Raw genomic sequence first — 25,026 nt, forward strand, 5'->3', positions numbered from 1 at the left:
CATACTCCTTTCAAAACCTAATGACTGCTTTTATTCATTAAAGGCGTGATTACTTTGGCGAAACGGATGCTAACATCCCTTTCATATGATTGATACATGTGTTGGAATAATTGAAAAGCTTCACGGTTATAAATTCTGATAGGATCCTCTTGGCTATATCCGCGCAACCCAATCCCCTCTTTTAACCGATTCATCTCTTCAATATGCTCGAGCCAATGATAGTCTATAGTCGCTAGCAATAGTTTTTTTAAATCAATACCTACCCGCTGTTGCGGAAGGTAGTCTAATTGATAGAAGATCGAACTTATTTCCGTATTAACGAGTTCCTTAATATCTGTTAATTCCAATAGAGAACGACGTTTATTCGTGAGATTGACATGTATCGAAAGAGTAGAGAGAATCGATGTTAACTCGTCTAAGTCCCACTCCTCTGGCAACAGTTCCTTTGAGCACGATTGATCGACGATTTGATCGGTAACGTTTTTCATCATTGAATGAATGACCGGAAGAAGCTCGTTCGCTTTTAAAATCTCATTTCTCTTTTGATAGATGATGGAACGTTGCTCATTGACAATATTGTCTAGCTGTAGGATATACTCACGAATGGAGTAGTTGTGGTTCTCGCATGACTTCTGTGCTTTATCGACTAACTTATAGGCCTCTTTACTCGTGATCAAACCGTTTTGGTTAACAGAGAATTTCCTTATCGCCTTATCCAATTCTTCCTGAGCATAGCGTTGGACAATATCATCTTCAACGGATGTCATTAATTGGGTCTCACCACGATCACCTTGGCGACCAGATCGCCCTTTCAATTGATTATCCACTCTTCGGCTTTCATGACGTTCTGTCCCAAGAACAAACAGGCCACCGAGTTCACTTACACCTTCACCAAGCTCAATATCAGTTCCACGCCCTGCCATGTTCGTCGCGATGGTAACCTGATGTTTCTGCCCAGCTAGAGAAATTAACTTTGCTTCATTCTCGACACTCTTGGCATTTAAAAGCTGATACGGAATGTTGCTATTCTCTAAATAAGCAGCCATCTCTTCTGATTGTTGAATGGAGGTTGTTCCAATTAAAACAGGTTGACCAATTACATGACGTTTCTTCACTTCTTCTGCAGCTGTTTGATATTTGGCTTCTTTCGTCATAAAAAGAAGCGGTTCATGATCGATGCGGATTCTAGGCTTGTTCGTTGGAACTTGAATAACATCGATGGAATACAAAGCTTGAAATTCCTTTTCTTCGGTTTTGGCCGTTCCCGTCATCCCAGATAAGCCTGGATACATCCGATAATAATTTTGAATGGTAATCATCGCTTGCGTTTTATTTTCTTCGGTAATGTCCAGATTTTCCTTTGCTTCAAGTGCTTGATGTAAGCCATCGCTAAAAGAGCGCCCTTCCATAATTCGCCCAGTGAACATATCAATGAGCTTTAATTCTCCATCTGTCACGATATAATCTACATCCAGTTTGAACATGACATGTGCTCGTAGTGCTTGGATGACAAAGTGATAAAGAGTTTGGTGCTCTAAATCATACAAGTTATCAATGCCAAACGCCTTCTCAACCTTGGTAATGCCATGTTCGGTTAGATTGGCTGCTTTTGTCAGAGGATCAAAGGTATAGTCAACCTCAGACGTGAATGTTTTTACGAGTTTGGCACAGATATAGCATAGACTCGTATTAACTTCTGATTTAGCCGCTAGAATTAACGGCGTTTTCGCCTCGTCAATTAAAACACTGTCAATTTCATCAATAATCGCGAAGTGAAAAGGACGCTGAACCTTGTCGGCTTGATTGTAAACCAGATTATCGCGGAGAAAATCAAAACCAAATTCCGTTCCAACCCCGTACGTAATGTCAGAAAGATAGGCCGCTTTTTTTTCTGCGGTGCTGAGCTGAGGGAGGTTTAGACCAACCGTTAAGCCGAGAAATTCGTGGACTTGTCCGATTAATTCTCGGTCACGTTTGGCTAAATATTCATTTACCGTTATCACATGAACCCCTTTTCCTTCAAGGGCTCGTAAATAACTTGGCAGAGTGGCAACTAAGGTCTTTCCTTCTCCGGTGGGCATTTCCGCAATGTTTTGATCAGTAAGGGCCAATCCACCAATTAATTGAACATCATGATGGCGCAGACCAAGCACACGTCTTGAGGCTTCACGGACAATGGCAAATGCCTCAACAGTAATATCGCTGATACTCTTGCCTTGAGCCAATTGCTCCTTGAAGTAAAAAGTCTTTTCGCGAAGCTTTTCATCTGAAAATTGCAGGTACTCCCCTTCAAGGACATTTATTTCCTGAACAAGCAGTTCATAGTGCTTAAGTTCTTTGAATTGTTGATCACCAACAATTTGTTTTATGTAAGATAACATTAATTTTCTCTCCTTACTTCTAGTAAAAAAGACATAGAAGTATTCATCAATCAATTATAACATTAACGATAAAACCTTATCTATATGAGATGATTCTATTTTCAATTTATTTTCCAAATTGATCGCCATCTTCTTGCTAGATTTCCCCGCTTTTCCTTCAAGCGTTTTTCCAACCATATCAACCATTCCTGTCATTCTGCTGGAATGATAAATTTCTATCTGAAGCTATTAAAATATGAACAAAAGCTATTCTCGTGTTTTAGTACGAGTTTTTTAATCGTACTTATGGACTAACAAACTACCAATTATGTATAATTATAGAAGAATTATGTGGAAATGCAAAAAATGTTAAATGTATGAGGAGGACTTATATTGAAAAACTTTGTAAGTAAGATGTTCTTTTTATTTACTATCGTTCTGTGTACGTTACCGTTCATCCACGTTTCAGCGCCGATTGTGGCAGCTGAAGAGGATGGAAAGTGGAGAGTGATAGATTCAGTAGAAAATGTACCTTTAAATAAGGAATGGACCATTGAATTTAACGAGGATGTCGATCTATCGGCTATTACGTCTGATCACATTTTTGTGAAAGATGAAAGAGACCAGGTTGTGTCGACTACAACGGTTCTCGTTGATCATGGGACGACTGTAAAGGTCTTACCACCTCTAGATGGGTATCAACCTTTTCAAACGTATACACTTTTTGTCGGTGAGCGCGTTTATTCAACAAAGGAACGTTCATTACATGAAGGTGTAAAACAATCATTTGAAACAGGTGATTTTGAAGAAGAACTAAGTCCACCTTTTGAGACTCGCTCTGATAGTGCCAATGAGGTTATTTACCAAGATCATGTAATTGAATTAGAAGAAGAAACTTTGTTAAGAGCCCAACTGTTGTCGGTGGAAGACAACCTCTTTATTTTTGATGGCGCTCCGGAAGAGATTACGAAGTTAGAAAAAGGAGATATTTTTATCTTACCTCCAACAGAAGAGTATCCAATGGGATGGGCCAAGAAAGTGGTCTCCATTAAAGTAGAAGCTAACGTCACCAGTGTGGTGACAGAGGAACCGACTATGGAAGAAGTCCTTGAAGAAATTGACCTTTCCCAAGCCATTCCGGTTAAAGCCACTGACTTTGAGATTGACCCAGAACTATTCCCTAACGCGATTGAAGAAGTATCTGAGGATGGTAACGAGGTCGTCTACAGTCAAGCGACTGACCCGAACGTGAAAATAACGATTACAACGAAAAACGGCGATCCTCATGTGAAATTTGAAGGAATTGAAGTTTTTCCTAAAGGGGACAACCCGGGGCCGGCTATGTTAAATGGAGACATCACTTTTTTAGTACCAGAAATCCATTTAGACACTAAGGGATTAAATATAAATCACTTAGAGTTTACGAGTGGATTTGAGTCGAATTTAAAACTGGATTTTCCAATGGTTCAAGGATTCAATCCACCCCCGACTCAAATTCCTAAGCTTCCTATTAAAATTCCCGTCAAAGCATATGGAATCGCTGGTGCTTCTATTAATTTAAGTTTATTTCTAGAAGGAAGCGGTGAAGTGAATCTTAGTGTCTCATCCAAAGACTCATTAATCATTAATGTTGGTGCGACAACTATCGATGATACCTTCACTCCATTTAATCGGACAAGATATACATCCGAAGCAAAAATAGGGATACTAAAAGGCACGATTAAAGGGAAAATGGGGCCGCGAATTAATGTGAATGCTGAGGTGTTGCAATTTACGTTAGGTGGTATCAATCTAGACGGGGGATATAAGTTTGAAATAAACGGCGAAGTTGATTTGCAGAACGTTTGCTTCAATAGAAAAGAGGAATTGTTTCTAGAAGCAAATGCCTTAATCGGTAAAGAACCAAAGCCATTAAAGAAATACACGCTACCAGTTTGGTCTATGCCACTTAATCATCTTTCAACTTGTACATATGATGAGTTACTCGTGACACCGAACGAGGTTGTATTAGAACCAGGTGAGCATATTCAACTTGATCTGCAAGGTAAGAGGTTTAATACCATTGATGAGCTAGAATTTCCGGACTCCAACATCAAGATGATTTCGTTAAATAATGATGTCGTAAGAGTCAATTCACTAGGCTATGTGACTGCACGGTTTGGCGCTGTACCTGGAGCCCAAACGACAGTCATGATCAGTTATAGAAATGGGGAAGATGGGACGGTAGAAGCTCAAATCCCCATTACTATTGCAGGCAATTATGTGGAAAAAGAAAAAGAGGAAATGATCGAGATCTACTCTTCTGTATCCGGAGCAATCTGGGAAGAAATTCGTGGAAGTGAAATTCATCAACAATATCCGGATATCCCAGCATTTAGTGACATTCGTTCAACTCTACTAAACTATGGGACTGAATCGTTTATAGATGGGCCAATTAAAGCGTTTTATGAAGAGGCTTGTTATTCTTGCGATTGGATGTTTTTCCCCTGGTTAGAGGAAGATATCAGGTGGAAGGTCGTCAGTCAAACTCCTAAAACGATCCAATTTTATGCCGTTGAGTTTGAAGGGCATCTTACTTTTGGTGGAAACTATACCATCACTCTAGAAAGTGAAAATGGAGACTGGAAGTTAGCGGATATGAGCTTTGAAAGTTTCGAAGATCGAAGTTTAGACCTAACACGTGAAGAAGCAGAGAAGATTATCTATGACTATTATTCGCAATGGAATAGCAATCTATCAATGACGTACTTAAGGCTAGATAGTAACCGAGTTCAAAATTGGTATACGGGAGAATGGTATACGAAGCGAGAACATGTATTTGAAGTAGTGGGCGATGATTATACATCTGAAGTGGCGATTAATGCGGATACAGGATTTACTCCTTAATCGGAACACAGAAGATTTTAAAGATCCTTCTCATATGAAGTGTGAAACGAAACTAAGTCAGTAAATATCTATCAGTTTGGAGATGCATGGTTCACTTGCATCTCCTTTTTCTTATTACCAGCAAAATATAGCACTCCCGCCCGGGTTCAGCAACCGCTCGCATGCTAATTGCGCGCAATCGGTCATTAATTGCACGACTATCTAATTAATTGCAAAGGAAATACAACTAATTGCACAAAAACAAAAATAAATGCACCGAACACAACTCTTTTTGCACGCGCATCAAACTGCTGTCACCTCTAAAAAAAGCGATCTACATTTAAGATACTCTATCTATAAGTAAAAACAAAAACCCCCTAGATTCTAAAGGCCACTGAAAAAGGTGAAAATCTTACCTATTTCAGTGGCCTCAGATTCTAGGAGATCTTCACATCAACTTACTCCACCATTCCACTCAAACGATCTTCCCACTCATTAAGGAAATCAGTATACGCGGGAAGATCTGGGTACATTCCAGGATGGAGCTTGTTTCCTGCTGCTTTAATATCAAGACTTCGAACCTTTAAACGACTCAGTAAAGCAAAGTCTTCATCAATCGTAGCGAGATTGCCATTATTAATATCCTGTTCCATCCGCTTCAACACTTCATAGATCGTCACTTCCCAAATAACGGTTTCTCGTTCAATTTTCGCTGGAAGGACAAATTGTTGACCGGCTAAATCTCGATTGCCCGCTCCATAAATCCGGTAAACGGCCCGCTCGGTTCGTCTAATTTCGCTAGAGAGATGATGGTATGCATCGACTGCATCTTGATTCAGAACGCCTTTGCTTACATAACTGTGCAGGTTCGCTTGAGCATTCTGCAATCCTTGGCTCGTTTTCGTTGCATCAATAATCCGCGCCGCTCTTACTCGTAATTCATCTGCGTATCGGAGTTGTTCTTGAAGCCAATCTTTTCGCTGTCTATTTGTGACTGCATCAAGCGCGCGCTGTGCCGTTAAAATGTTCTGTCTGGTTTCATTATATGCAGTATGGTATGCAGTGTTTGTGACAGCATCTTCAGGCTTTTGCAGTTGGTAAAAACTGCGCAGGTTGTTGGCGCTGATTTGCGCTTCGCCAACTAGCTTGGTCGCTTCTGCATTAATATGCGCTTCAAGTAGTGAATTCACTTGGTTGGGTAGACCTTGAACAACGAGAGGGTTTTTGTTTGGATCAAGCCATTGCAATAAGTGAACCATGCTTTGCTCGGATACCGCCACACAGCCTGCAGTGGGACTCGTAGATGAGCTCCAGACGTGGATGAAGATGGCACTTCCTTTACCCGGTACAATCGGGTTCATGTTGTAGTTAATGACGACACCGTATTTGTATAATGGATGATTCATTCGCTCGAAGCTTTTCCATTTTGCTTGCGGATTTCCCGAAAAATTCACCCATTTATTGTAGTCTGGGGAAGAAGGGTCATCAATCCAATAGTCATGGCTCCCTGCACGACGGTAAGGCATGCTTACTCCGGAAGGTTTGGGAGCATGTCCAAATGCAGTGCCAAGTTCAAACACTCCTATCGGGGTTTTGCCGTCACCTTCCTTTGTTTTGTGATCGATACCGCTAGTACCAAGGACGGCTTGCATCGGTGAATGGACTTTCACCCAGCGACCATTTTGTTTTTCGTAGGTTTGAAGAGTCGCTCTTTGGTTGCCGATTCGATCAGCGGTTACCACAATGACTTGCTCCGATGAAGTCAGTTGATTCATTTGAGAATAGGTAGCCGCTTCTGTGGTCATCGTCCATAAAAACATGGGAGCAAGGACGATGACGCTAAGAAAAACGTTAAAAAGGACAGATAATTTCAAAGAACGCACCTCGCAATAACAGATTTTAACATCCTCATTATACGATAGTTCAAAAACGGGTGCGATAGTAAATAATAGAATTCCCCCACAAACTATGAATAGATAAAAGGGAATCTAAAAAGAAGCTAGAATAATATAGAAAAGAAAGGTAAAATAAAGAAAAAATTAGTGAACATTTGGAAAAGGAGGTTTCTCTAGATGAAGGAAGCATCAACACTCAAAAAAGTCGTCCTTTCTTCGACGTTTGCAACAGGTCTTATGCTTGCGACGCCACTTGCAGCAGATGCAGCCCTTGGAGATCAAACGTTACGAATCGGAATGGATGATCCCGACGTAAAAGATTTACAAGATACGCTTAAGAATAAAGGTTTTTTTACCCATCCCAGCTCAACAGGCTACTATGGATCGATTACAGCAGATGCAGTCCGTCAGTTTCAGGCTAAGCATAACTTACAAGTAGATGGAATTGCCGGTCCACAAACGTTAAGGGTTCTTTTAAAGAAAATGGATGGACAAGCTCATACAGCAAGTGCTAAAACTGTAACGGCACAGTCTTCAAGCCAAGTCGTGCAGTCGACAACCTTATTGCGATCTGGATCAAGCGGTACACAAGTCGAGCAACTGCAACAAAAGTTAAAGGAACGTGGTCACTACAATTACACGATTACAGGTCAATTTGGAAGAATTACCGAAGCGGCAGTGAAAGAGTACCAACGAGCCAATAACCTTGTCGTCGATGGCATTGTTGGACCACAAACGCTTGGGCTTTTAATCAATGAGCCAACAACGGCTCAAGCACCTACTTATCAAACGGAAACTAGAGATGAGAAAATAGCAAGTCGAACGGTAGTCAATACGACACCATCAGCATCCACACAAACAATATCCGTACTCAAGATCGGTAGCAGCGGTACAGCGGTTACTGGGTTACAGGTAAAGTTACGCTCTCTAGGATTATTCGATCAAGAGCCAACGGGATATTATGGAGAGGTCACGGCAGCGGCCGTTCGCAGCCTGCAACGTCTACATCAATTGACGGCAGATGGGATTGCTGGGCCCAAAACGTTAAATACATTGAACAGTTTGGCTACGAATCAACCTGCAGCACAGGCGCCTTCGATTCAACCTGTGGCGACAACACCGGCACAACAAGCACCAACACAACCAACTGCAAGTCCTGCTGCCCTTGTCACCAATCTAGTTGCTGAAGCCGCTAATTACATAGGAGTACCCTATTTATGGGGCGGTACATCGACTGCAGGGTTTGACTGCAGCGGCCTTATCCAATATGTCTTTAATAAGCAAGGCATTTCAATTCCACGTACCGTCGCGCAGCAGTGGAATGCAGGGAAAACAGTTGCGCAACCAGCTGTAGGAGATCTCGTATTCTTTGAAACGATTTCTGCTGGCCCATCCCATAACGGTATTTACATTGGCAACAACCAATTCGTACATAGCGGCTCATCAACGGGAGTGACCATTGCGAATATGAATAGTAGCTATTGGAGTGAACGCTACCTCGGAGCGAAGCGACTCTATTAAAAAAGGACTCTCTCATTCTAATAAAAAAAGTGAGGGAGTTTTTTAGTTTGTTGAAATAAATAGAAGTGAAAAGGGGCGAAGGGATGGATGATGAAACAAACGGTGTTCACTTAATAACAAGCAGCAGCCACTCCGAAAAAGATAAAGGCACATTGCATTCGAAAACGGTGTTTAAAACGCAACGACTAAGCAAAGGCAACGGCGAGTAGGATCAATTTGCAGAACAACGACGAAGTGAAAATTTTAACTTCCAAAGATTTCAAATAAAAAATGCTCCCGCAAAAGCGAAAGCATCAATACCAATTCGTTTAAAGCAGATTACCAAGCAGCGAAGCACCAACAGCTAATGCAATCGCTACTACTGAAGCTAAAGTGATAATAATATACCCCTTAACCTTTTTCCTTTTTTGCATTTGTTCGGGTGTTAAAAACATATGTATACCTCCAGTAATGTAAAATGAATCATACGGAGGACAAACCTTTCGGCAGCTGGCTGGCATAGTGGTTTTCCAATGAAGCCCCTATAGCTTTGCGTCATCATCTTTCGGTGATTTTGCTATTGTCGTATGATCTCAATATATATATCGACAATATATGACAAAGTTTTAGTGATTTCCTCAAATAAAAAAGTCACTCTCAAAATGAATAAGAGTGACTATTGCGTTCATTTTATTCTAACCCTAAATGAGTTCTTAATTCAGACTGTACCCTTGCTACTTCTTCATCTGGAATTTGTAAGTAATAAACGCCATTCATCTTCGTTCCTGAACCTTTGATCTCCATTTGTTCGACTGAATGACGTGCACTTCTGTAATTCGATTGAATCTTCCACATGTCATCCAACGTCAAATCCGTTCGTACAGACTTCCCAACTTCATTTAATACATCTCCAGCTTTTGTAATCGAACTAATTTGAGCTCCCTCTTGAATAACCGCTTCAACAATTTCACGTTGGCGATTATTACGTCCAAAGTCTCCGCGAGGATCCTCATAACGCATGCGAGAGTAAGCAAGTGCCTCTTCTCCACTTAAGAATAGTTCCCCCTCTTTAAACGTAAAACCATTCTGGTGAAATTCAAATGCATTGTTCACCGGCACACCGCCAAGAGCATCCACCAAGCCTTTAAATCCTTCCATATTAATACTGACGAAGTGATCAATCGGAATATCCAAAAAGTTCTCAACCGTATCCATCGTCATCTCCACACCACCGAAAGCATAGGCGTGATTAATCTTATCTTGTATGCCTCTTCCAATGATTTCAGTACGAGTATCACGAGGAATACTAAGCATTTTGATCGATTCTTCTGCAGGGTTAACTGTCATGATAATAAGCGTATCAGAGCGACCAGAGTGATCATCTCCTCTGGAATCAACACCTGCTATTAAGAATGAAAGGGGCTGCCTATTATCGACATCCACTTCTTCTTTTCTTTTATCCGTTTCTCGCTCAAGCGGTTCATGTATTTCCTGAACCGTATCCGTCACTGATTTATACAAATAAAAACCATAAGCTACAACTGCTAACAAAGCAACACCGAAAATAAGGCCTAGAGTAATAAGAATTTTTTTCTTCATAATTGTACGCCTTTCTCTATTGAATTTAATGATTTCCAGAAAAATAGTATAGATTTACTTACGTCATTATAGTTAAATTGTTACTAGTGAGCAACAAAAATTTCAACAGCATACGACAATCTGTGATATAATCCTTTTTGTTGTCATGTTACTAATTTTAGGAGGTTTTCAATTAGAATGGAAGAAACAATTAGTTTAAAAGATATCTTTCAAACGTTAAAAAGACGATTGAAGCTTATAGTCCTTATTCCTATTATTGCTGTTTTAGTCAGTGCGCTTGTTAGCTACTTTCTATTAACACCAATCTATCAGAGCTCTACGCAAATCCTAGTAAACCAAGCCAAACAAGATCAGGCTTTCAACCAAGCTGATATTCGTACAAACATTGAACTAATAAATACGTATAACGTAATTATTAAAAGTCCGATCATTTTGGAAAAGGTTATCAAAGAAGCTAATCTTACTGAATCAGTAAGTGAATTAAATAGTAAACTTAGTGTAGCAAGTCAAAATAACTCACAAGTGGTCAATATTACCGTTGAACATGAACAGCCAGCGATCGCTGCTAAAATTGCCAATACAGTCGCGTCCGTGTTTCAACGTGAAATTGTCTCAATTATGAATGTAGATAATGTTAGTGTTTTATCACAAGCACAAGTAAGTGATTCACCATCTCCGATTAAACCAAATCCCACATTAAATATGGCGATTGCTTTTGTCGTTGGTTTAATGACAGCTGTTGGACTTGCTTTCTTATTGGAATATTTAGATACAACCATGAAAACAGAAAAAGACATTGAAGATATTTTAGAACTACCTATTTTAGGCGTCGTTGCAACGATGGAAACTAATGAAGGAAAGAAAAAGTAGAAGGAGTGAGGGAGAACGTGTCTCGTAGACAAAAGCAACCTAAAGGAAATAACCAACGAAGCCTGATTGCTGATACAAGCAAGAGTTCACCGATTACGGAACAATATCGAACGATTCGAACGAATATTGAATTCTCTGCGATTGATCACGAAATTAAAACGATTGTCGTGACATCTGCAGGGCCAGGAGAGGGGAAATCAACAACGGCTGCCAACCTCGCTATTGTCATGGCCCAAAATGGAATGTCTGTTTTATTAATTGATGCAGATTTGAGAAAACCAACGGCTCATTATACGTTTGGTGTTCCAAATATGAGTGGATTAACGAATGTTCTAACGAAACAGGGACTATTAGAAGACACGGTCATACAAACAAAAGTAGAACACCTGAAACTATTACCGTGCGGTCCAATCCCACCAAATCCTGCTGAATTACTTAACTCAAACATGATGAATTTGCTTTTAGAAGAGGCTCAAGTATTATTTGACGCCATTATTATTGATACTCCACCAGTCATGGCCGTAACAGACGCGCAAATTCTTGCGAGTAAATGTGATGGAACTGTTCTTGTTTTATCGAGCGGGAAAACGGAACGGGAAGCAGTTATAAAGGCAAAAGAACAATTAACAAAGGTGAAGGCAAGAATTTTGGGAGCGGTATTAAACAATAAGGAAATGGATTCTGGTCATTATTACTATTATGCGAATAACTAAAATAATTATAATTGACTAGATTATAAGGAGAGGGGATAGCGAACTATGATAGATATACATTGTCATATTTTGCCGGGCGTAGATGATGGCCCTAAGACTCTAGCAGAAAGTTTAGAGTTAGCGAGACAAGCTGAAGCTGAAGGCATTACAACGATCATTGCAACACCGCACCATCAACACCCCTCTTTTGAAAATAGTGGACCTTCAGTTTTAAGGCAGGTAGAAGAGTTTAATCAAGCATTACAAGAAGCTGATATAAACATACATGTGAATCCATCCCAAGAAATTAGACTACACGGTGAAATGATTCAGCACATCGACTTAGGCGATGTGCTACCGATGACACCAGAGAGTTCTTATTTATTGATTGAATTTCCGACTAATAGTATTCCTCGTTATGCAACCAGGTTGTTTTATGATTTGCAGTTGAAAGGATATACACCGATTATTGCTCATCCGGAACGGAACAAGGTATTTGCTGAGAGGCCTGAGGTTTTGTATGAGATGGTGGCAAATGGAGCATTAACGCAAGTGACTACATCTAGTTTGACAGGGCATTTAGGGAAGAATGTGAAGAAGTTTACAGAGCTGTTGATTGAGGCGAATTTAACGCACTTTCTAGCATCGGATGCGCATAATCTTGGAGAACGGCCTTTTCGATTTCAGGAAGGTTATTCGGTGCTTGAAGATGTTTTTGGGATGGATATGGTTTATCAGTTTAAAGAAAATGCTGAATTACTATTGAATAATAATCATGTGCACATGCTGCCACCTGAACCGGTGAAGAAACGGAAAAAGCTATTTAGTTTCTTTTAGAGTGTGTCTAGGTTTAGTGTTTTGCCTTTTGGGGCTTCAGCGAAGAAGTAACACCCTATTCTTTAAAAGTGAGGGTGTTTTTACATGGAGTAGAACAGTCAATTCCTGACTCTTTTCTGAGTCAATACTCACAAGGCTTTCTTATTGACTTTTGCGAAAGATGTCGAATGATGTGGCACGCTATTTGTTGAATTTTGTAGGAACACCTATTAAACTAGTAAAGTGCCAAAATAGATCTTTATTAGCATGAGATCTTATTCCACAAAGGAATATGTAAATTTCGGAAACCTAAATTTTGATAAAGATTTTTGCTTGACCTGTGTTATTATAGACGAGTTAAGAGATAACTGTCGTTTTTTGATGGAAAGCGCAAAAGGTCTTTAGTCCTGTTTATAGAGTTGGCGTAACTAAAGGATATTGAATGTCAAACAAGGGTTTAGGGAAATTCTTGTCCCTTTTAATGTAAAGGAATGTTAAATATGAAAGAGTTAGACCAAATGCCTAAATCAATCGTAAAAGCACTAAGGTATATAAAACAAGATGCACCGAAGGACAAGCTCGATGTCATTCACCAGCTTTTACAGCAAGCAATAGCGCAAAGGAAGCTAGAAGAAACTCGTTAAGAAAAGTGAAGAGCTTTTGGCAATGCCTCCTTGCCCTTATCGATGGAGGCACTCGATTACGCTGTGGGTTCGACTGAACCTTAGACGCATTTTGTCGTCAGTGGTGTGATGTGAGGAGGGGTTGGATGCCTCTTTTTTTAAATAAACAAAAGAAACAACTTAGAACCTTAAGCTATCGGTCTTACCTTAATTAAAAAAGATTAGTAGCTTAAGGTTTTAATAATAGATAAAGACATATAAGAATTCACTGGAGGTTTCACCGTGTATAGAAAAGTACGTAAAGCGATTATCCCAGCAGCGGGATTAGGAACTAGATTCCTCCCGGCAACCAAAGCGATGCCAAAAGAAATGCTACCAATTGTTGATAAACCAACCATACAATATATTATCGAAGAGGCGATTGCTGCAGGAATTGAAGATATCATTATTGTCACTGGTAAAGGAAAACGTGCAATTGAGGATCATTTTGATCATGCGTTTGAATTAGAGCAAAATCTAATTGAAAAAGAAAAATTCGCCCTTCTTGATAAAGTACAAGCTGCTTCAAAAGTTGATATTCATTATATTCGTCAGAAAGAGCCTAAGGGATTAGGTCATGCCGTTTGGTGTGCACGTAAGTTTATCGGGGATGAACCGTTTGCCGTTTTACTTGGTGATGATATTGTGGAGGCAAGTACACCTTGTACGAAGCAATTAATTGATGTTTACAATGAAACTGGCTCTTCTGTTATAGGAGTTCAAACCGTAGCAGACGATCAAACACATCGGTATGGGATTGTTGATCCAATTTCACAAGATGGTAGAACGTATCAAGTGAGTAACTTTGTTGAGAAGCCAGCACAAGGCACAGCTCCTTCTAACTTAGCAATCATGGGCCGTTACTTATTAACACCTGAAATCTTTGGGTTGTTAGAAAACCAAGAAACGGGTGCAGGTGGAGAAATTCAGTTAACAGATGCGATTCAAAAGTTAAATGAAATACAGTCTGTTTATGCTTATGATTTTGAAGGGGAACGTTTTGATGTTGGGGAGAAGTTAGGTTTTGTGTTGACGACGTTAAAGTTTGCTTTGAAAAATGAAGAGTTAAGAGAGCCGTTGTTAAGTGAAATAGAAGAGCTTCTTAATAAGAATAAGATTGTGTTGAAATAGTGCTTTATTTAAAAGAAGGGATTTGATATCCCTTCTTGGTTGGTTTTAATACCTTTAAAAGATTTATGAAAGATTTTCGAAGAAGGGCAATGGCTCCGCACGTTGCGCGCCTGTTATGAGAAACCCACTCATAACAGGCTTAAAAGAAAGCAACGGCTACACTCATTGCTTCAAGGCAACTAAAAAGGTGTAAACCGACCTTTTTTAGTTACCTTAGAAAGGGGAACAATTTATGTCATATCGCAAACGTATAGCTGCTCTTGTTACAGTTGATTCGCTTATTGTGTTAACGGCCATTTTTATTAGTCATTTTTTATTAATCCCTTTAGCAAATCCTTTTACTATTGTCTTACTTGTTAGTGCTATCACTTTGTTAGTTAGTCATCATTTTTTTGCTTATAAATATCACCTCTATAAAAAGGTTTGGCAATATGCGAGCATTTCTGAACTAACGGGAATCTTCAAAGCTGTTACGTTTTCGGTTGCGGTAGCAGGTGCCGTTCAGCTGATTTTCTTTCAAGAGATTGCCTTACGAACATTAGCGATCACTTGGATGATGCACATTCTTTTTATTGGTGGTTCACGTTTTTCATGGAGACTTTATAGAGATTATTACATCAAACCAGCATTATACAAAAAAAATACGCTGATTATCGGTGCTGGAGCAGGTGGAACAATGGTTGCTAGACAACTCCAACAAAGTCAAGAATCTGAATTAAGTCCAGTTGCCTTTGTGGATGATGATTTCACAAAACAACATTTAGAATTACTAAACCTGCCAGTTGTTGGTGGGATAGAAGAAATAGAGGTAACCGTTAAAAAGTTAGAAATTGAGCAGATCATTATAGCAATCCCTTCCCTTTCTAGAAAAGAGCTAAACACAATTTTTCAAGAATGTTCAAAAACAAAAGCAAAAACACAAATCCTCCCTAGTATTGAGGATATTATGTCAGGGAAAGTATCGGTTACTCAGTTTCAAGATGTAGAAGTAGAAGACTTACTCGGACGAGATCCAGTCGAGCTCGACATTGATGGAATTGCAGAGTATATCAAAGGCAAAACCGTGCTTGTTACCGGTGCTGGTGGATCAATTGGTTCGGAAATTTGTCGTCAAATTTCTATTTTTTCTCCGAAAGAGCTTGTTTTACTTGGACATGGGGAGAATAGCATTTATTCGATTGAGATGGAGTTGAGACGAACGGCACCAGAGTTGAATATATCGACTGAGATTGCCGATGTTCAGGATCGAGAGAAGATGTTATCGATTATGACTAATCGCAAGCCGCATGTTGTCTTTCATGCAGCTGCTCATAAACACGTGCCTTTAATGGAGCGTAATCCAGAAGAAGCTGTTAAGAATAATGTGATTGGAACGAAGAATGTGGCTGAAGCTGCGGATGCAGCGAAGGTCAATACCTTTGTGATGGTTTCGACAGATAAGGCGGTTAACCCTACAAGTGTAATGGGGGCAACGAAGCGGATTGCTGAGATGGTTGTACAGCATATGGATATGGTTAGCGATACTAGATTTGTGGCAGTAAGATTTGGGAATGTGCTTGGAAGTCGTGGTAGTGTGATTCCGCTCTTTAAGCAGCAGATTCAAAATGGTGGGCCTGTGACGGTTACGCATCCGGATATGGTTCGTTACTTTATGACGATTCCGGAAGCTTCAAGACTTGTGTTGCAAGCGGGGGCGCTTGCTGAAGGTGGAGAGGTATTTGTGCTTGATATGGGGGAGCCGGTTAAGATTGTGGATTTGGCGAGAAACCTTATTAAGTTGTCTGGTTATACGGAGGATGAGATTCCGATTCGTTTTACGGGGATGAGACCTGGGGAGAAGATGTTTGAGGAGTTGCTTGGGGAGGATGAAGTGCATAATGAGCAGGTTTATCCGAAGATTTACCGGGGGAAGACGCCGGAGGTTAATATTAATGTGACTTATGAGTTGGTCGAGCGTTTTGGTGGACAGGATCGGGAAGCGCTTCGGCAGGAGTTGTTGGATATTGCTAATTTTCGGGTTGGTGGGTTGAGGGTTTTGAGTGGGGTTAAATAGAGTAGTGGGCAATTTTTGTTAAAGTATATTTGATTTTGAGATGGCTTAAGGTAAAAGAAGGAAAGATACGTGATTTCCTTCTTTTTATATGTCTGGGGTTAACAAAGAATACAGATTGTTGTTTCATATAGGTTAAAAAGTACAGGTGAAAATGGGCTACATCATTACAACTAAGAACCGTCAGTTTGCTAAGGCCCTTAATCTACTTTTAAAGGTGGTTATTGGCAATGGACAGACTTACTATTATTAAGTACACTGACATCTTAAGTAAAAGACTTAGTGATAAAGGTCTTACTTTAATTGAAGTTTTGTTGGTTGTTCTCATCTTGGGAATACTTGCTGCAATTGTTGTTCCAACATTTTTCGGGTTGGTTGAAAAAGCGGAGCAGGATGTTTGTGATGTGAATGTGATCCAGCTGGAAAGAATGTACGAATCTTATCTGGTTTTGGAGAATATTGACCATTCAGATGTTGTTTTTACTCAATATTTGCTGGATTATGGTGAAAATATATGTGATGATTGTGATCTATCCTATGTTGATGGGAAAGTTATATGTAATGTGCAGTCAAGTGATGAAGATGAAGATGAAGGGGTTCCGTTTTTTTGATTGATGATGTTTATTTTAGGTGAATGATTGAATGGGGAGTGGGGAAGTCAGAATGGTGAGTAGATGACCACTATATGTTGTGTGATTTTTAGTGGAAAATCAATAAAAGATACAATATATGGATTGTATCTAATGTACATACTTGCCTTGGGGTCACTATGGAGTAGATAAAAAGGTCATTTGTAAAAATATAGGTGCTAAAAACGTTGATTTGACGGGCTTTTTGAGTGTGAATATTCTGAAAGTTGATTGAATGTACATTAGGAACTGACTATCGTGAATAGATGACATGCTGAAAGCCTTGTGGGATAAGGGTTTTAGACGTTTTTAGTGAGAATTATAGATTGATTGAATGGTATATATAATAGGAAGAAACTCGGTTAAGGTTGGTTTTGAAGTGAATATCTATTTCGTATTTGTTAGGTAGATTGAATAGATATTACGAGGTGGGTATTGATAATAGATGGGTTTGGTAGGTTAGTAGTTAGTTGGAAAGTCTTCTAGTTAAGTACTAAGTTACTAAATGTATATGAAACCTAATCTTTCGATAAAGTGAGGAAAACTAAGATGAATGACACTAAAGTTAGAAATATCCCTTTCTCTCCGCCGGACATTACAGATGCGGAAATTGAAGAAGTCATAAAAGCATTAAAGTCTGGATGGATTACAACTGGACCTAGAACAAAAGAATTTGAAAAGAGAATAGCTGAATATGTCGGAACGAATAAAGCTGTTTGTTTAAATTCAGCTACAGCAGCGATGGAACTTACTTTACGCATTTTAGGAATTGGACCGGGTGATGAAGTAATAACATCAGCCTATACTTACACGGCGTCTGCTTCAATTATAGATCATGTAGGTGCCAAAATAGTACTAGTTGATACCGCACCAGACTCCTTTGAAATGGACTATTCAAAGCTTGCAGACGCGATCACAGAGAAGACGAAGGCTATAATTCCTGTAGATATTGCTGGGAAGATGTGTGATTACGATGAAATTTATAAAATAGTTGAAAATAAAAAAGAACTATTTAAAGCAAAAAATGACCTTCAAAAGTTATTTAATAGAGTAATAGTAATGACTGATGCAGCCCATGCTTTTGGAGCTGAAAGAAAAGGTTTAAAATGTGGGCAAGTAGCAGACTTTACCTGCTTTTCTTTTCATGCGGTAAAGAATTTGACAACTGCTGAAGGTGGAGCAGTTGTGTGGCAAAGTATTGAAGGTCTAGATGAGGAATGGCTATATAAACAGTATATGCTCTATAGTTTGCATGGGCAATCGAAAGATGCACTAGCGAAAACGAAAATAGGTGCATGGGAATATGACATTGTATATCCAGCTTATAAATGTAATATGACTGATGTAATGGCTGGTATTGGTTTAATTCAGTTAAATAGATATGAAGATTTGATGAATAGACGTAGAGAAATTATTGAGATGTATGATAAAGCACTTTTACCATTAGGTATTAAAACCATACAGCATTATGCTCATGACTATTCCTCATCAGGGCATCTTTATTTGGCGAGGATTCCCGGAATAGGAGAAGCTGAAAGAAATGAAATAATTTATATTTTAGCTGAAGCAGGAGTGGCAAGTAATGTTCACTATAAACCACTTCCGATGTTTACGGCTTATAAAAATTTAGGGTTTGATATTAAAAACTATCCAAATGCTTATGGTATGTATGAAAATGAGATTACACTTCCCTTAAATACTATAATGAGTGATGAAGATGTTGAGTATGTAATTGAAAAATTGAAGGAAATTGTAGTAGGAGATTTAAAAGTTTATAAATGATGTCAAAGTTTAAATGAACTCGAAATTATGGAAAATGAATACTAGTATTCAAATTAGGTGATTAGTGACTTTAAAACAAATTCATTCTATAAATAGTACAACCGAAAGTGAGCTGTAAATATGTATATAAAGTTATATAAGAGATTAATAGATATTCTTTTGTCAGTTTTCGGATTTATCCTCATTTCACCGCTTTTTTTGTTAGTAGCACTATTAATTCACTTCGAGGATAGAGGTCCTATTTTTTATAACGCTAACAGACTAGGTAGAAATGGTAAAGTATTCAAAATGTACAAATTCCGTTCTATGAAAAGTAATGCTCCTGATATAAGAAATGAAGATGGTTCTACTTTTAATTCTGAATGTGATATGAGAGTTACAAAAATAGGGAAGATTATTCGTAAGGCAAGCATTGATGAATTACCACAATTGTTGAATGTAATAAAAGGTGATATGAGTTTAATCGGACCAAGACCCGATTTACCTGAAGCTTTAAATATATATAGTGATGTGGAAAGGAAAAAATTAACTGTCAGACCAGGGATAACGGGGTATAACCAAGCTTATTATAGAAATTCAAACTCTCAAAGTGAAAAGTTTAAGAATGATATTTTTTATGTAGACAACATTTCATTTAACATGGATTTTAAAATATTATTTATAACTATTAAAAATGTTTTAGCACGGAAAAATATAAATAATGCAAAAAAACCAGTTGTAAAAAATTAATATAAAATTCAATGTACTCGCTATGGAGAATAATATATTGGAGATGTTTATATGATTGTTGGTGAAAAAGTTACACTAAGAGCGCTTAATCAAAAAGATTTTGAACAAATACTTGAATGGGTTAATAATCCAAAATTGAAGTATTTAACTGGCACACTTTATCCAGTTTCAGAAATTGAGCATGAAACATGGTTTAAGAACAAAATATTGGATAATAAAGGAAAAATATTCGGGATACAGGATAAGCCGAATAGCCAACTAATTGGTATTATAGGTTTAAAAAACATGGACTTTATTAATAGAAATACTGAGCTATATATTTATATAGGGGATGAAAATTATTGGGGAAAGGGGCTAGGAACAGAGGCTACTAGCTTAATAGCAAAATTTGTTTTTAATGAATTAAATTTTCATAGGATTTATTTATCGGTTTTTTCTTATAATGAACGAGCAATAAGTTCATATGAAAAAGCTGGTTTTAAAAAAGAGGGCGTTATGAAAGAAAGTCTTTTTAAATCTGGTACCTATCATGATATTGTATTAATGGCATTAATTAACAAGGGGTAATCTATACTAAAAAGGAGTTGTACAATGGTAAATAAAAAAATTATGATTCTTGGAGCAAGTATATTACAACTTCCTGCCATATTAAAATCTAAAAGCATGGGGTTACAAGTTATAGCTGTAGATATGGATAAAAATGCTATTGGGTTTAAACATTCAGATGTTTGTCTTAATATCAGTACGGTAGACATTCCTAAAGTGATTCAAGCCGCAAAAGAGTTTGAAATTAATGGTATTTTTACTCTTGCGAGTGATAAACCAATGCGTACGGTGGCGGCTGTATCAGAAGAATTAAATATAATTGGCATAAATAGAGAAACAGCTATTAATGTAACAAATAAAGCTGAAATGAGAAAAGTGTTGAGGGAAAAGGATGTTCCTGTACCTGCATTTTTTAAAATTGAAACATGGAGTGAATATATTAGCGCTGTTAAGAGTTTTAAAAACAGATTTATTGTAAAGCCTGCTGATAATTCGGGGAGTCGTGGGATATTTTTGATAGAAGATATTAATAACAAAGAGAATATTGCTTATGCATTCAATTATAGTAAAGAAAATTCTCATAGCGGTGAAATAGTAGTAGAAGAATTTATGAACGGGCGGGAGGTAAGTGTTGAAACTTTAAGTTTTGATGGGAACAATCATATTATTGCAATTACAGACAAAGTGACAACTGGTCCCCCTAAATTTGTAGAAATGGGACATTCTATACCTTCACAATTGTCTAATCAAACAAAAGCGGAAATAGAAAAAGTTGTTAGTGAAGCATTAAATGCTGTAGGACTTACAACTGGTCCTTCTCATACAGAAGTTATCATTACAGAAGACGGTCCTAAAATTGTAGAATTAGGTGCTAGGTTGGGAGGAGATAATATCACAACACATTTAGTACCTCTTTCAACAGGAGTAGATATGGTTAGGTGTTGTATTGAAATAGCAATGGGTAAAAAGCCATTTTTAAATAGTAGAGTTGAAATGGGTTCTGCAATACAATATTTTAACCAAGGTGAAGGTATAATACGAAATATTAAGGGACTTGATGATGCCAAGAAAATACCAGGTGTAGAGGAAATTTATTTCATGAAAAATATCAATGATAAAGTTGTTGAAATCTCTAGTAGTGTAGATAGATTAGGATATGTTATTGCAAAGGCAAATACAGCGACTGAAGCAATAGATGTTTGTGAAAAAGCTAGAAAGAGGCTATACATTGATATACAAAAGCCTGAAATATATGAAAGGACTTGAATATATGAAATTACTTGTAGTATTAGAACATCGATTCTTTCAAGATTCTGATGGGGCAGTATATTGTGAACGGGTTGTTGATTACAATTTTATAAAAAGATATTTAAATGTATTTGAAGAAGTAGTTGTTTGTGGAAGGTTTAAAACTACTGATACTTCTATTAATAGAAGGTTACGTGTTGATGGTGAAAATGTTTCATTTGTGAAGTTACCAGATTTCAAAGGTCCTTTAGAAATGGCCTTTAAGTATTTAGTGACAAGAGGAATTGTTAATAGTGCTATTAAGGACTGTGATGCTGTCTTGTTAAGAGCACCCAGTCCAACTTCTTTTATTTCACTATCTGCTTTGAAAAAAGAAAATACACCTTTTGCTGTAGAAATGGCCGCTAATCCAAGAACAGCTCTAAACGCAACTACAGAAAAAAGCATTTTAAAACGTATTGCATATCGATTTATACAATTAGTTTGGATTAAGCATGCAAAAAATGTTTGTATGTCCGCTAATGGAGTTTCGTATGTAACAGAACATGCTCTACAGAAAGAGTATCCTTGTCGTGCTGAAGTGTATGGCGAATCTGAAAGATTCTTTGAAGATTCCTATTCAACTATTAACTTAAAAAGCTCACATTTTTGCTCAAAGAAAAAGCAGAAACCTCAAAATTCAATTTTTACTATTTGCCATACTGGTTATATGGACGGAACCACAAAAGGGCATATTACAGTATTAGATACTTTAAATGTTCTTTTAAAAAGAGGGTATATAGTTAATGTGAAATTTATAGGTTCAGGCGACTTATTAGAATCATTTAAAGATTATGCAAAGAAGCTAGGGATTAATGAGAATGTTAAATTTGTAGGCAATCTTTATGGATATAGTGAAGTTCAAAAAGAATTATTGGCATCTGATATGTTCTTATTTCCAACTATGTCTGAAGGATTACCAAGATCATTAATTGAAGCAATGGCAAATAGATTACCATGTGTATCAAGTCCAGTAGATGGTATTCCAGAGTTGCTTAATTCAAAATTCTTAGCTCCAAATAATTCTCCTGAAGAAATTGCACAAATAGTTGAATATTTAATAGATAATCCAAGTGTAAGGGAAAAAGCAGCTCAAGATAACTATAATAAATCTAAAGAATATGAAGAAGCTGTATTAACACCACGTAGAAATAGATTTTATACAAAGTTATATAATCTTGCACTCAACAAAAATTTGATAAACAACTAATTTTTTCTGTTAAAAATATTGCTTAAAGAAAATTAATTGAGAATAAATTAGCTAAAAATAATTGTTAGGAAGTCGCAAATGAATGATAAAAAGAAGGTATTAGTTATATCATATGTATTTAGTCCGAATAACACTGTTCGGGCTTTTGTAGTTTATAAGGCACTATGTAAAAAATATGAAACAAATATATTATACGCGGATTTCGACCATTATTCAAAAAAACATATTACTTACGATAACTCTGATTATAAAAGCATTCATGTACCAAGTTATAAAAAGAATCTATCAATAATGCGTATGGTTTCTACTTTAATCTTTGGAGTAAAATTAAATAAAGAAATTAAAAAACTAAATCCCGATCTAGTTTATGTGATAATTCCAGCAAATAGTAGTGGCTTTTTTGTAAGCAAATTATGCAATAAATTAGGCATCCCCTGTGTAGTTGATGTCGTAGATCTACACCCTGAATCACTACCATTAAATGAGAGATTAAAAACTGTTGGAGACTTTTTTGGTCTATATTGGTGGAAAAAAATTAGAGAAGTTACAATAAAAAATGCAAATAAGGTAATTTTGGAGTGTAATTATTATAAGAAAATTATAAAAGAGGTATATCTTCCAAAAACAACTACAGTTTATTTGACTAAACAGTCTAGTACAGCTCTTACTTCGTATAATGCACTCCACAATAATAGCATTAATATATTGTACTTAGGGTCTATAGGCCACATCTATGATTTTGAATCAATTATTTATATCTGTGAGGAGTTAAATAAAAGAAACATAGACTACAAATTGCATATTATTGGAGATGGTGTTAAAAGGAAGTGGTTAATAGATAAACTAAAATCAAAGAAATTAAACTTCAAATACTATGGGAAAATTTACAATGAGTCAGAAAAACAAAAAATTATGGAGATTTGTGATTTTGGTTTCAATGGCTTTAAAAAAGAAACATCTGTAGGTTTGTCATATAAAAGTATTGATTATATGGATTATGGATTAGCTTTAATTAACTCTTGTAAAGAAGATACTTGGAATTTAATTGAAGATTATGAGGCTGGTATAAACTATAATCCTGATAATTTAAAAACTTTAGTAGATGAAATTGCAACCAAAAGTATAAATGATATTATAAAGATGAAAAAAAACTCTCGAGTATTGTTTGATAAGTTCTTTGATAAGGAAATTTTTGAGAAGAATATAAATAATCAAATTAAAGATTTATTATAATCTATTGAGATAGAGATGTTGAACGATTAAAAAGGATAATGGGGGTTTAAATATATTGAAAAAAAAGGTGTTATTCTTTTTATTTAAGTTAAATGGTGGAGGAGCAGAGAGAACAGTTGTAAATATTGTAAACAAATTAGATGAAAATAAATACGATGTAGTACTAGTCCTTGGTAATGATAAAAATAATGAATATTTAAACCTAATTTCCAAACATATTACAGTGAAATTTTTAAATTGTAATAAGTTGAGATATTGCCTGTTTAAATTAAGAAAATCAATCATTGAAGAAGAGCCCAATTTAATCTTTACCACTATGAATCCGAATAATTTAATGGTTATATTATCAAAGATAATTAGTTTGAAAAAAACTCCTGTAATAATAAGGGAGGCTAATAACAGGACTGAATCGGGGAGTGTTACATGGCTTAATAAATTTATGACAAAAGTTTTTTATAATATCTCAGATAAGGTCGTAGCACTCTCTCAAGGTGTTAGAGAAGATTTGATTGAAAATTTTGAAGTCAATAAAGACAAAATTAAAGTAATTTATAACCCTGTTGATATTGGTTATATCAACAAAGTAAAAGATGAAGGTATTGAAGATATAGATATAGATCCAAGTCAAAAGCTAATTATTTCCGTAGGTAGATTAGAAGAACAAAAAGATTTTTCAACACTGATTAGGGCATTTAGCTTAGTAGTTAAGAAAGTTGATTCCAAGCTTATAATATTAGGTAAAGGTTCGCAAGAAAAACAATTAAAGAGATTATGTGAAGAGTTGGATATCGCTGAGAAAGTGCTATTTCTGGGGTTTAAAGAAAACCCACAGAAATATGTCAATTTATCAGACCTATTTGTATTAACGTCGAAATGGGAAGGTTTTGGGCATGTGATAGTTGAAGCTATGGCAGTAGGTACACCTGTTATAGTTACTAATTGCAAATCTGGGCCGAATGAAATAATTAAAAATGATCAATATGGTATTTTAGCAGAAGTAGAAAATTATCAGGATATAGCAATGAAAATAATTACTCTATTAGAGGATGATGAAAGGCGCTTATATTACTCTAACAAAGGATTAGAGAGAGCTTGTGATTTTAATAGTGAAGAAATAGTTAAACAATATGAGAAGTTGTTTACCAAAGTCATTGACGGTAAGGTGTGAAA

22 protein-coding genes and 1 riboswitch are annotated in these 25,026 nt (G+C 36.9%); of the genes, 17 read left to right on the plus strand and 5 right to left on the minus strand.

What is annotated here, in order from left to right:
- Window positions 1-17 precede the first annotated feature (17 nt).
- Complete coding sequence (gene secA2 / locus LDX58_RS19575) at window positions 18-2,381, minus strand: accessory Sec system translocase SecA2 (RefSeq protein ID WP_227938609.1); 2,364 nt, start codon at window positions 2,379-2,381, stop codon at window positions 18-20.
- A 54-nt stretch (window positions 2,382-2,435) separates the two neighbouring features.
- Window positions 2,436-2,567 (minus strand): hypothetical protein, encoded by a 132-nt coding sequence (locus LDX58_RS26135; RefSeq protein WP_265416774.1) that lies wholly within the window; start codon window positions 2,565-2,567, stop codon window positions 2,436-2,438.
- A 186-nt stretch (window positions 2,568-2,753) separates the two neighbouring features.
- On the opposite strand from LDX58_RS26135, the gene LDX58_RS19580 reads away from it, so the two are divergent.
- Complete coding sequence (locus LDX58_RS19580) at window positions 2,754-5,246, plus strand: Ig-like domain-containing domain (protein WP_227938611.1); 2,493 nt, start codon at window positions 2,754-2,756, stop codon at window positions 5,244-5,246.
- Between the two features lie 437 nt (window positions 5,247-5,683).
- Here the strand turns inward: LDX58_RS19580 and LDX58_RS19585 are convergent, their stop codons facing one another.
- Window positions 5,684-7,030: a L,D-transpeptidase family protein gene (locus LDX58_RS19585; protein ID WP_227938613.1), complete on the minus strand. Its 1,347-nt coding sequence runs from the start codon at window positions 7,028-7,030 to the stop codon at window positions 5,684-5,686.
- 267 nt (window positions 7,031-7,297) lie between these two features.
- Here LDX58_RS19585 and LDX58_RS19590 point away from each other — a divergent pair, with 267 nt between their 5' ends.
- Both LDX58_RS19590 and LDX58_RS26140 read left to right on the plus strand, forming a co-directional pair.
- Complete coding sequence (locus LDX58_RS19590) at window positions 7,298-8,641, plus strand: C40 family peptidase (RefSeq protein WP_227938614.1); 1,344 nt, start codon at window positions 7,298-7,300, stop codon at window positions 8,639-8,641.
- An 83-nt stretch (window positions 8,642-8,724) separates the two neighbouring features.
- Window positions 8,725-8,850 (plus strand): hypothetical protein, encoded by a 126-nt coding sequence (locus LDX58_RS26140; RefSeq protein ID WP_265416775.1) that lies wholly within the window; start codon window positions 8,725-8,727, stop codon window positions 8,848-8,850.
- Window positions 8,851-8,949: 99 nt separating this feature from the next.
- Here LDX58_RS26140 and LDX58_RS26145 read toward each other — a convergent pair whose 3' ends face one another.
- Both LDX58_RS26145 and LDX58_RS19595 read right to left on the minus strand, forming a co-directional pair.
- Window positions 8,950-9,075, minus strand: coding sequence for a hypothetical protein (locus tag LDX58_RS26145; RefSeq protein WP_265416776.1), 126 nt, complete (start codon window positions 9,073-9,075; stop codon window positions 8,950-8,952).
- Window positions 9,076-9,122: 47 nt separating this feature from the next.
- Window positions 9,123-9,209: riboswitch (cyclic di-GMP riboswitch) on the minus strand.
- Window positions 9,210-9,310: 101 nt separating this feature from the next.
- Entirely contained in the window at window positions 9,311-10,219 is a 909-nt protein-coding gene (locus tag LDX58_RS19595) for an LCP family glycopolymer transferase (RefSeq protein WP_227938615.1), read from the minus strand.
- A 177-nt stretch (window positions 10,220-10,396) separates the two neighbouring features.
- On the opposite strand from LDX58_RS19595, the gene LDX58_RS19600 reads away from it, so the two are divergent.
- From LDX58_RS19600 to LDX58_RS19665, 14 genes are all read left to right on the plus strand, one after another.
- Window positions 10,397-11,089, plus strand: a complete 693-nt coding sequence (locus LDX58_RS19600) for a YveK family protein (RefSeq protein WP_227938616.1) — start codon at window positions 10,397-10,399, stop codon at window positions 11,087-11,089.
- A 17-nt stretch (window positions 11,090-11,106) separates the two neighbouring features.
- Complete coding sequence (locus tag LDX58_RS19605) at window positions 11,107-11,802, plus strand: CpsD/CapB family tyrosine-protein kinase (RefSeq protein WP_227938617.1); 696 nt, start codon at window positions 11,107-11,109, stop codon at window positions 11,800-11,802.
- Between the two features lie 45 nt (window positions 11,803-11,847).
- On the plus strand, window positions 11,848-12,618 hold the full coding sequence (locus LDX58_RS19610; protein ID WP_227938618.1) for a tyrosine-protein phosphatase: 771 nt from the start codon (window positions 11,848-11,850) through the stop codon (window positions 12,616-12,618).
- A 479-nt stretch (window positions 12,619-13,097) separates the two neighbouring features.
- Entirely contained in the window at window positions 13,098-13,241 is a 144-nt protein-coding gene (locus tag LDX58_RS19615) for a hypothetical protein (protein ID WP_227938619.1), read from the plus strand.
- A 261-nt stretch (window positions 13,242-13,502) separates the two neighbouring features.
- On the plus strand, window positions 13,503-14,390 hold the full coding sequence (gene galU, locus LDX58_RS19620) for a UTP--glucose-1-phosphate uridylyltransferase GalU (protein ID WP_227938621.1): 888 nt from the start codon (window positions 13,503-13,505) through the stop codon (window positions 14,388-14,390).
- A 232-nt stretch (window positions 14,391-14,622) separates the two neighbouring features.
- Window positions 14,623-16,443, plus strand: coding sequence for a polysaccharide biosynthesis protein (locus LDX58_RS19625; RefSeq protein WP_227938623.1), 1,821 nt, complete (start codon window positions 14,623-14,625; stop codon window positions 16,441-16,443).
- A gap of 227 nt (window positions 16,444-16,670) precedes the next feature.
- Window positions 16,671-17,051 (plus strand): prepilin-type N-terminal cleavage/methylation domain-containing protein, encoded by a 381-nt coding sequence (locus LDX58_RS19630; protein ID WP_227938625.1) that lies wholly within the window; start codon window positions 16,671-16,673, stop codon window positions 17,049-17,051.
- Window positions 17,052-17,618: 567 nt separating this feature from the next.
- Window positions 17,619-18,851 (plus strand): DegT/DnrJ/EryC1/StrS family aminotransferase, encoded by a 1,233-nt coding sequence (locus LDX58_RS19635; protein ID WP_227938627.1) that lies wholly within the window; start codon window positions 17,619-17,621, stop codon window positions 18,849-18,851.
- 120 nt (window positions 18,852-18,971) lie between these two features.
- Window positions 18,972-19,580: a sugar transferase gene (locus LDX58_RS19640; RefSeq protein ID WP_227938629.1), complete on the plus strand. Its 609-nt coding sequence runs from the start codon at window positions 18,972-18,974 to the stop codon at window positions 19,578-19,580.
- Window positions 19,581-19,631: 51 nt separating this feature from the next.
- Window positions 19,632-20,147 (plus strand): GNAT family N-acetyltransferase, encoded by a 516-nt coding sequence (locus tag LDX58_RS19645; RefSeq protein WP_227938631.1) that lies wholly within the window; start codon window positions 19,632-19,634, stop codon window positions 20,145-20,147.
- Window positions 20,148-20,171: 24 nt separating this feature from the next.
- Entirely contained in the window at window positions 20,172-21,392 is a 1,221-nt protein-coding gene (locus LDX58_RS19650; protein ID WP_227938632.1) for an ATP-grasp domain-containing protein, read from the plus strand.
- 4 nt (window positions 21,393-21,396) lie between these two features.
- Window positions 21,397-22,623, plus strand: coding sequence for a glycosyltransferase (locus LDX58_RS19655; protein WP_227938634.1), 1,227 nt, complete (start codon window positions 21,397-21,399; stop codon window positions 22,621-22,623).
- 78 nt (window positions 22,624-22,701) lie between these two features.
- A complete protein-coding gene (locus tag LDX58_RS19660; RefSeq protein ID WP_227938636.1) occupies window positions 22,702-23,856 on the plus strand; it encodes a glycosyltransferase in 1,155 nt (384 codons plus the stop codon).
- A gap of 55 nt (window positions 23,857-23,911) precedes the next feature.
- A complete protein-coding gene (locus LDX58_RS19665) occupies window positions 23,912-25,024 on the plus strand; it encodes a glycosyltransferase (RefSeq protein ID WP_227938642.1) in 1,113 nt (370 codons plus the stop codon).
- Window positions 25,025-25,026: the final 2 nt, after the last annotated feature.

Origin of the sequence: Alkalihalobacillus deserti, assembly GCF_020734105.1 — a bacterium.
Taxonomy (GTDB): domain Bacteria; phylum Bacillota; class Bacilli; order Bacillales; family Bacillaceae_D; genus Halalkalibacter; species Halalkalibacter deserti.

Coding starts and splice junctions, on each gene's coding strand:
- LDX58_RS19640 (WP_227938629.1), top strand. CDS start 18,972: ATGTATATAAAGTTATATAAGAGATTAATAGATATTCTTTTGTCAGTT.
- LDX58_RS19610 (WP_227938618.1), top strand. CDS start 11,848: ATGATAGATATACATTGTCATATTTTGCCGGGCGTAGATGATGGCCCT.
- LDX58_RS26135 (WP_265416774.1), bottom strand. CDS start 2,567: ATGGTTGATATGGTTGGAAAAACGCTTGAAGGAAAAGCGGGGAAATCT.
- LDX58_RS19600 (WP_227938616.1), top strand. CDS start 10,397: ATGGAAGAAACAATTAGTTTAAAAGATATCTTTCAAACGTTAAAAAGA.
- LDX58_RS26145 (WP_265416776.1), bottom strand. CDS start 9,075: ATGTTTTTAACACCCGAACAAATGCAAAAAAGGAAAAAGGTTAAGGGG.
- LDX58_RS19655 (WP_227938634.1), top strand. CDS start 21,397: ATGAAATTACTTGTAGTATTAGAACATCGATTCTTTCAAGATTCTGAT.
- LDX58_RS19645 (WP_227938631.1), top strand. CDS start 19,632: ATGATTGTTGGTGAAAAAGTTACACTAAGAGCGCTTAATCAAAAAGAT.
- LDX58_RS19660 (WP_227938636.1), top strand. CDS start 22,702: ATGAATGATAAAAAGAAGGTATTAGTTATATCATATGTATTTAGTCCG.
- LDX58_RS19635 (WP_227938627.1), top strand. CDS start 17,619: ATGAATGACACTAAAGTTAGAAATATCCCTTTCTCTCCGCCGGACATT.
- LDX58_RS19590 (WP_227938614.1), top strand. CDS start 7,298: ATGAAGGAAGCATCAACACTCAAAAAAGTCGTCCTTTCTTCGACGTTT.
- LDX58_RS19650 (WP_227938632.1), top strand. CDS start 20,172: ATGGTAAATAAAAAAATTATGATTCTTGGAGCAAGTATATTACAACTT.
- secA2 (WP_227938609.1), bottom strand. CDS start 2,381: ATGTTATCTTACATAAAACAAATTGTTGGTGATCAACAATTCAAAGAA.
- LDX58_RS19630 (WP_227938625.1), top strand. CDS start 16,671: ATGGACAGACTTACTATTATTAAGTACACTGACATCTTAAGTAAAAGA.
- LDX58_RS26140 (WP_265416775.1), top strand. CDS start 8,725: ATGGATGATGAAACAAACGGTGTTCACTTAATAACAAGCAGCAGCCAC.
- LDX58_RS19585 (WP_227938613.1), bottom strand. CDS start 7,030: ATGACCACAGAAGCGGCTACCTATTCTCAAATGAATCAACTGACTTCA.
- LDX58_RS19595 (WP_227938615.1), bottom strand. CDS start 10,219: ATGAAGAAAAAAATTCTTATTACTCTAGGCCTTATTTTCGGTGTTGCT.
- LDX58_RS19625 (WP_227938623.1), top strand. CDS start 14,623: ATGTCATATCGCAAACGTATAGCTGCTCTTGTTACAGTTGATTCGCTT.
- LDX58_RS19615 (WP_227938619.1), top strand. CDS start 13,098: ATGAAAGAGTTAGACCAAATGCCTAAATCAATCGTAAAAGCACTAAGG.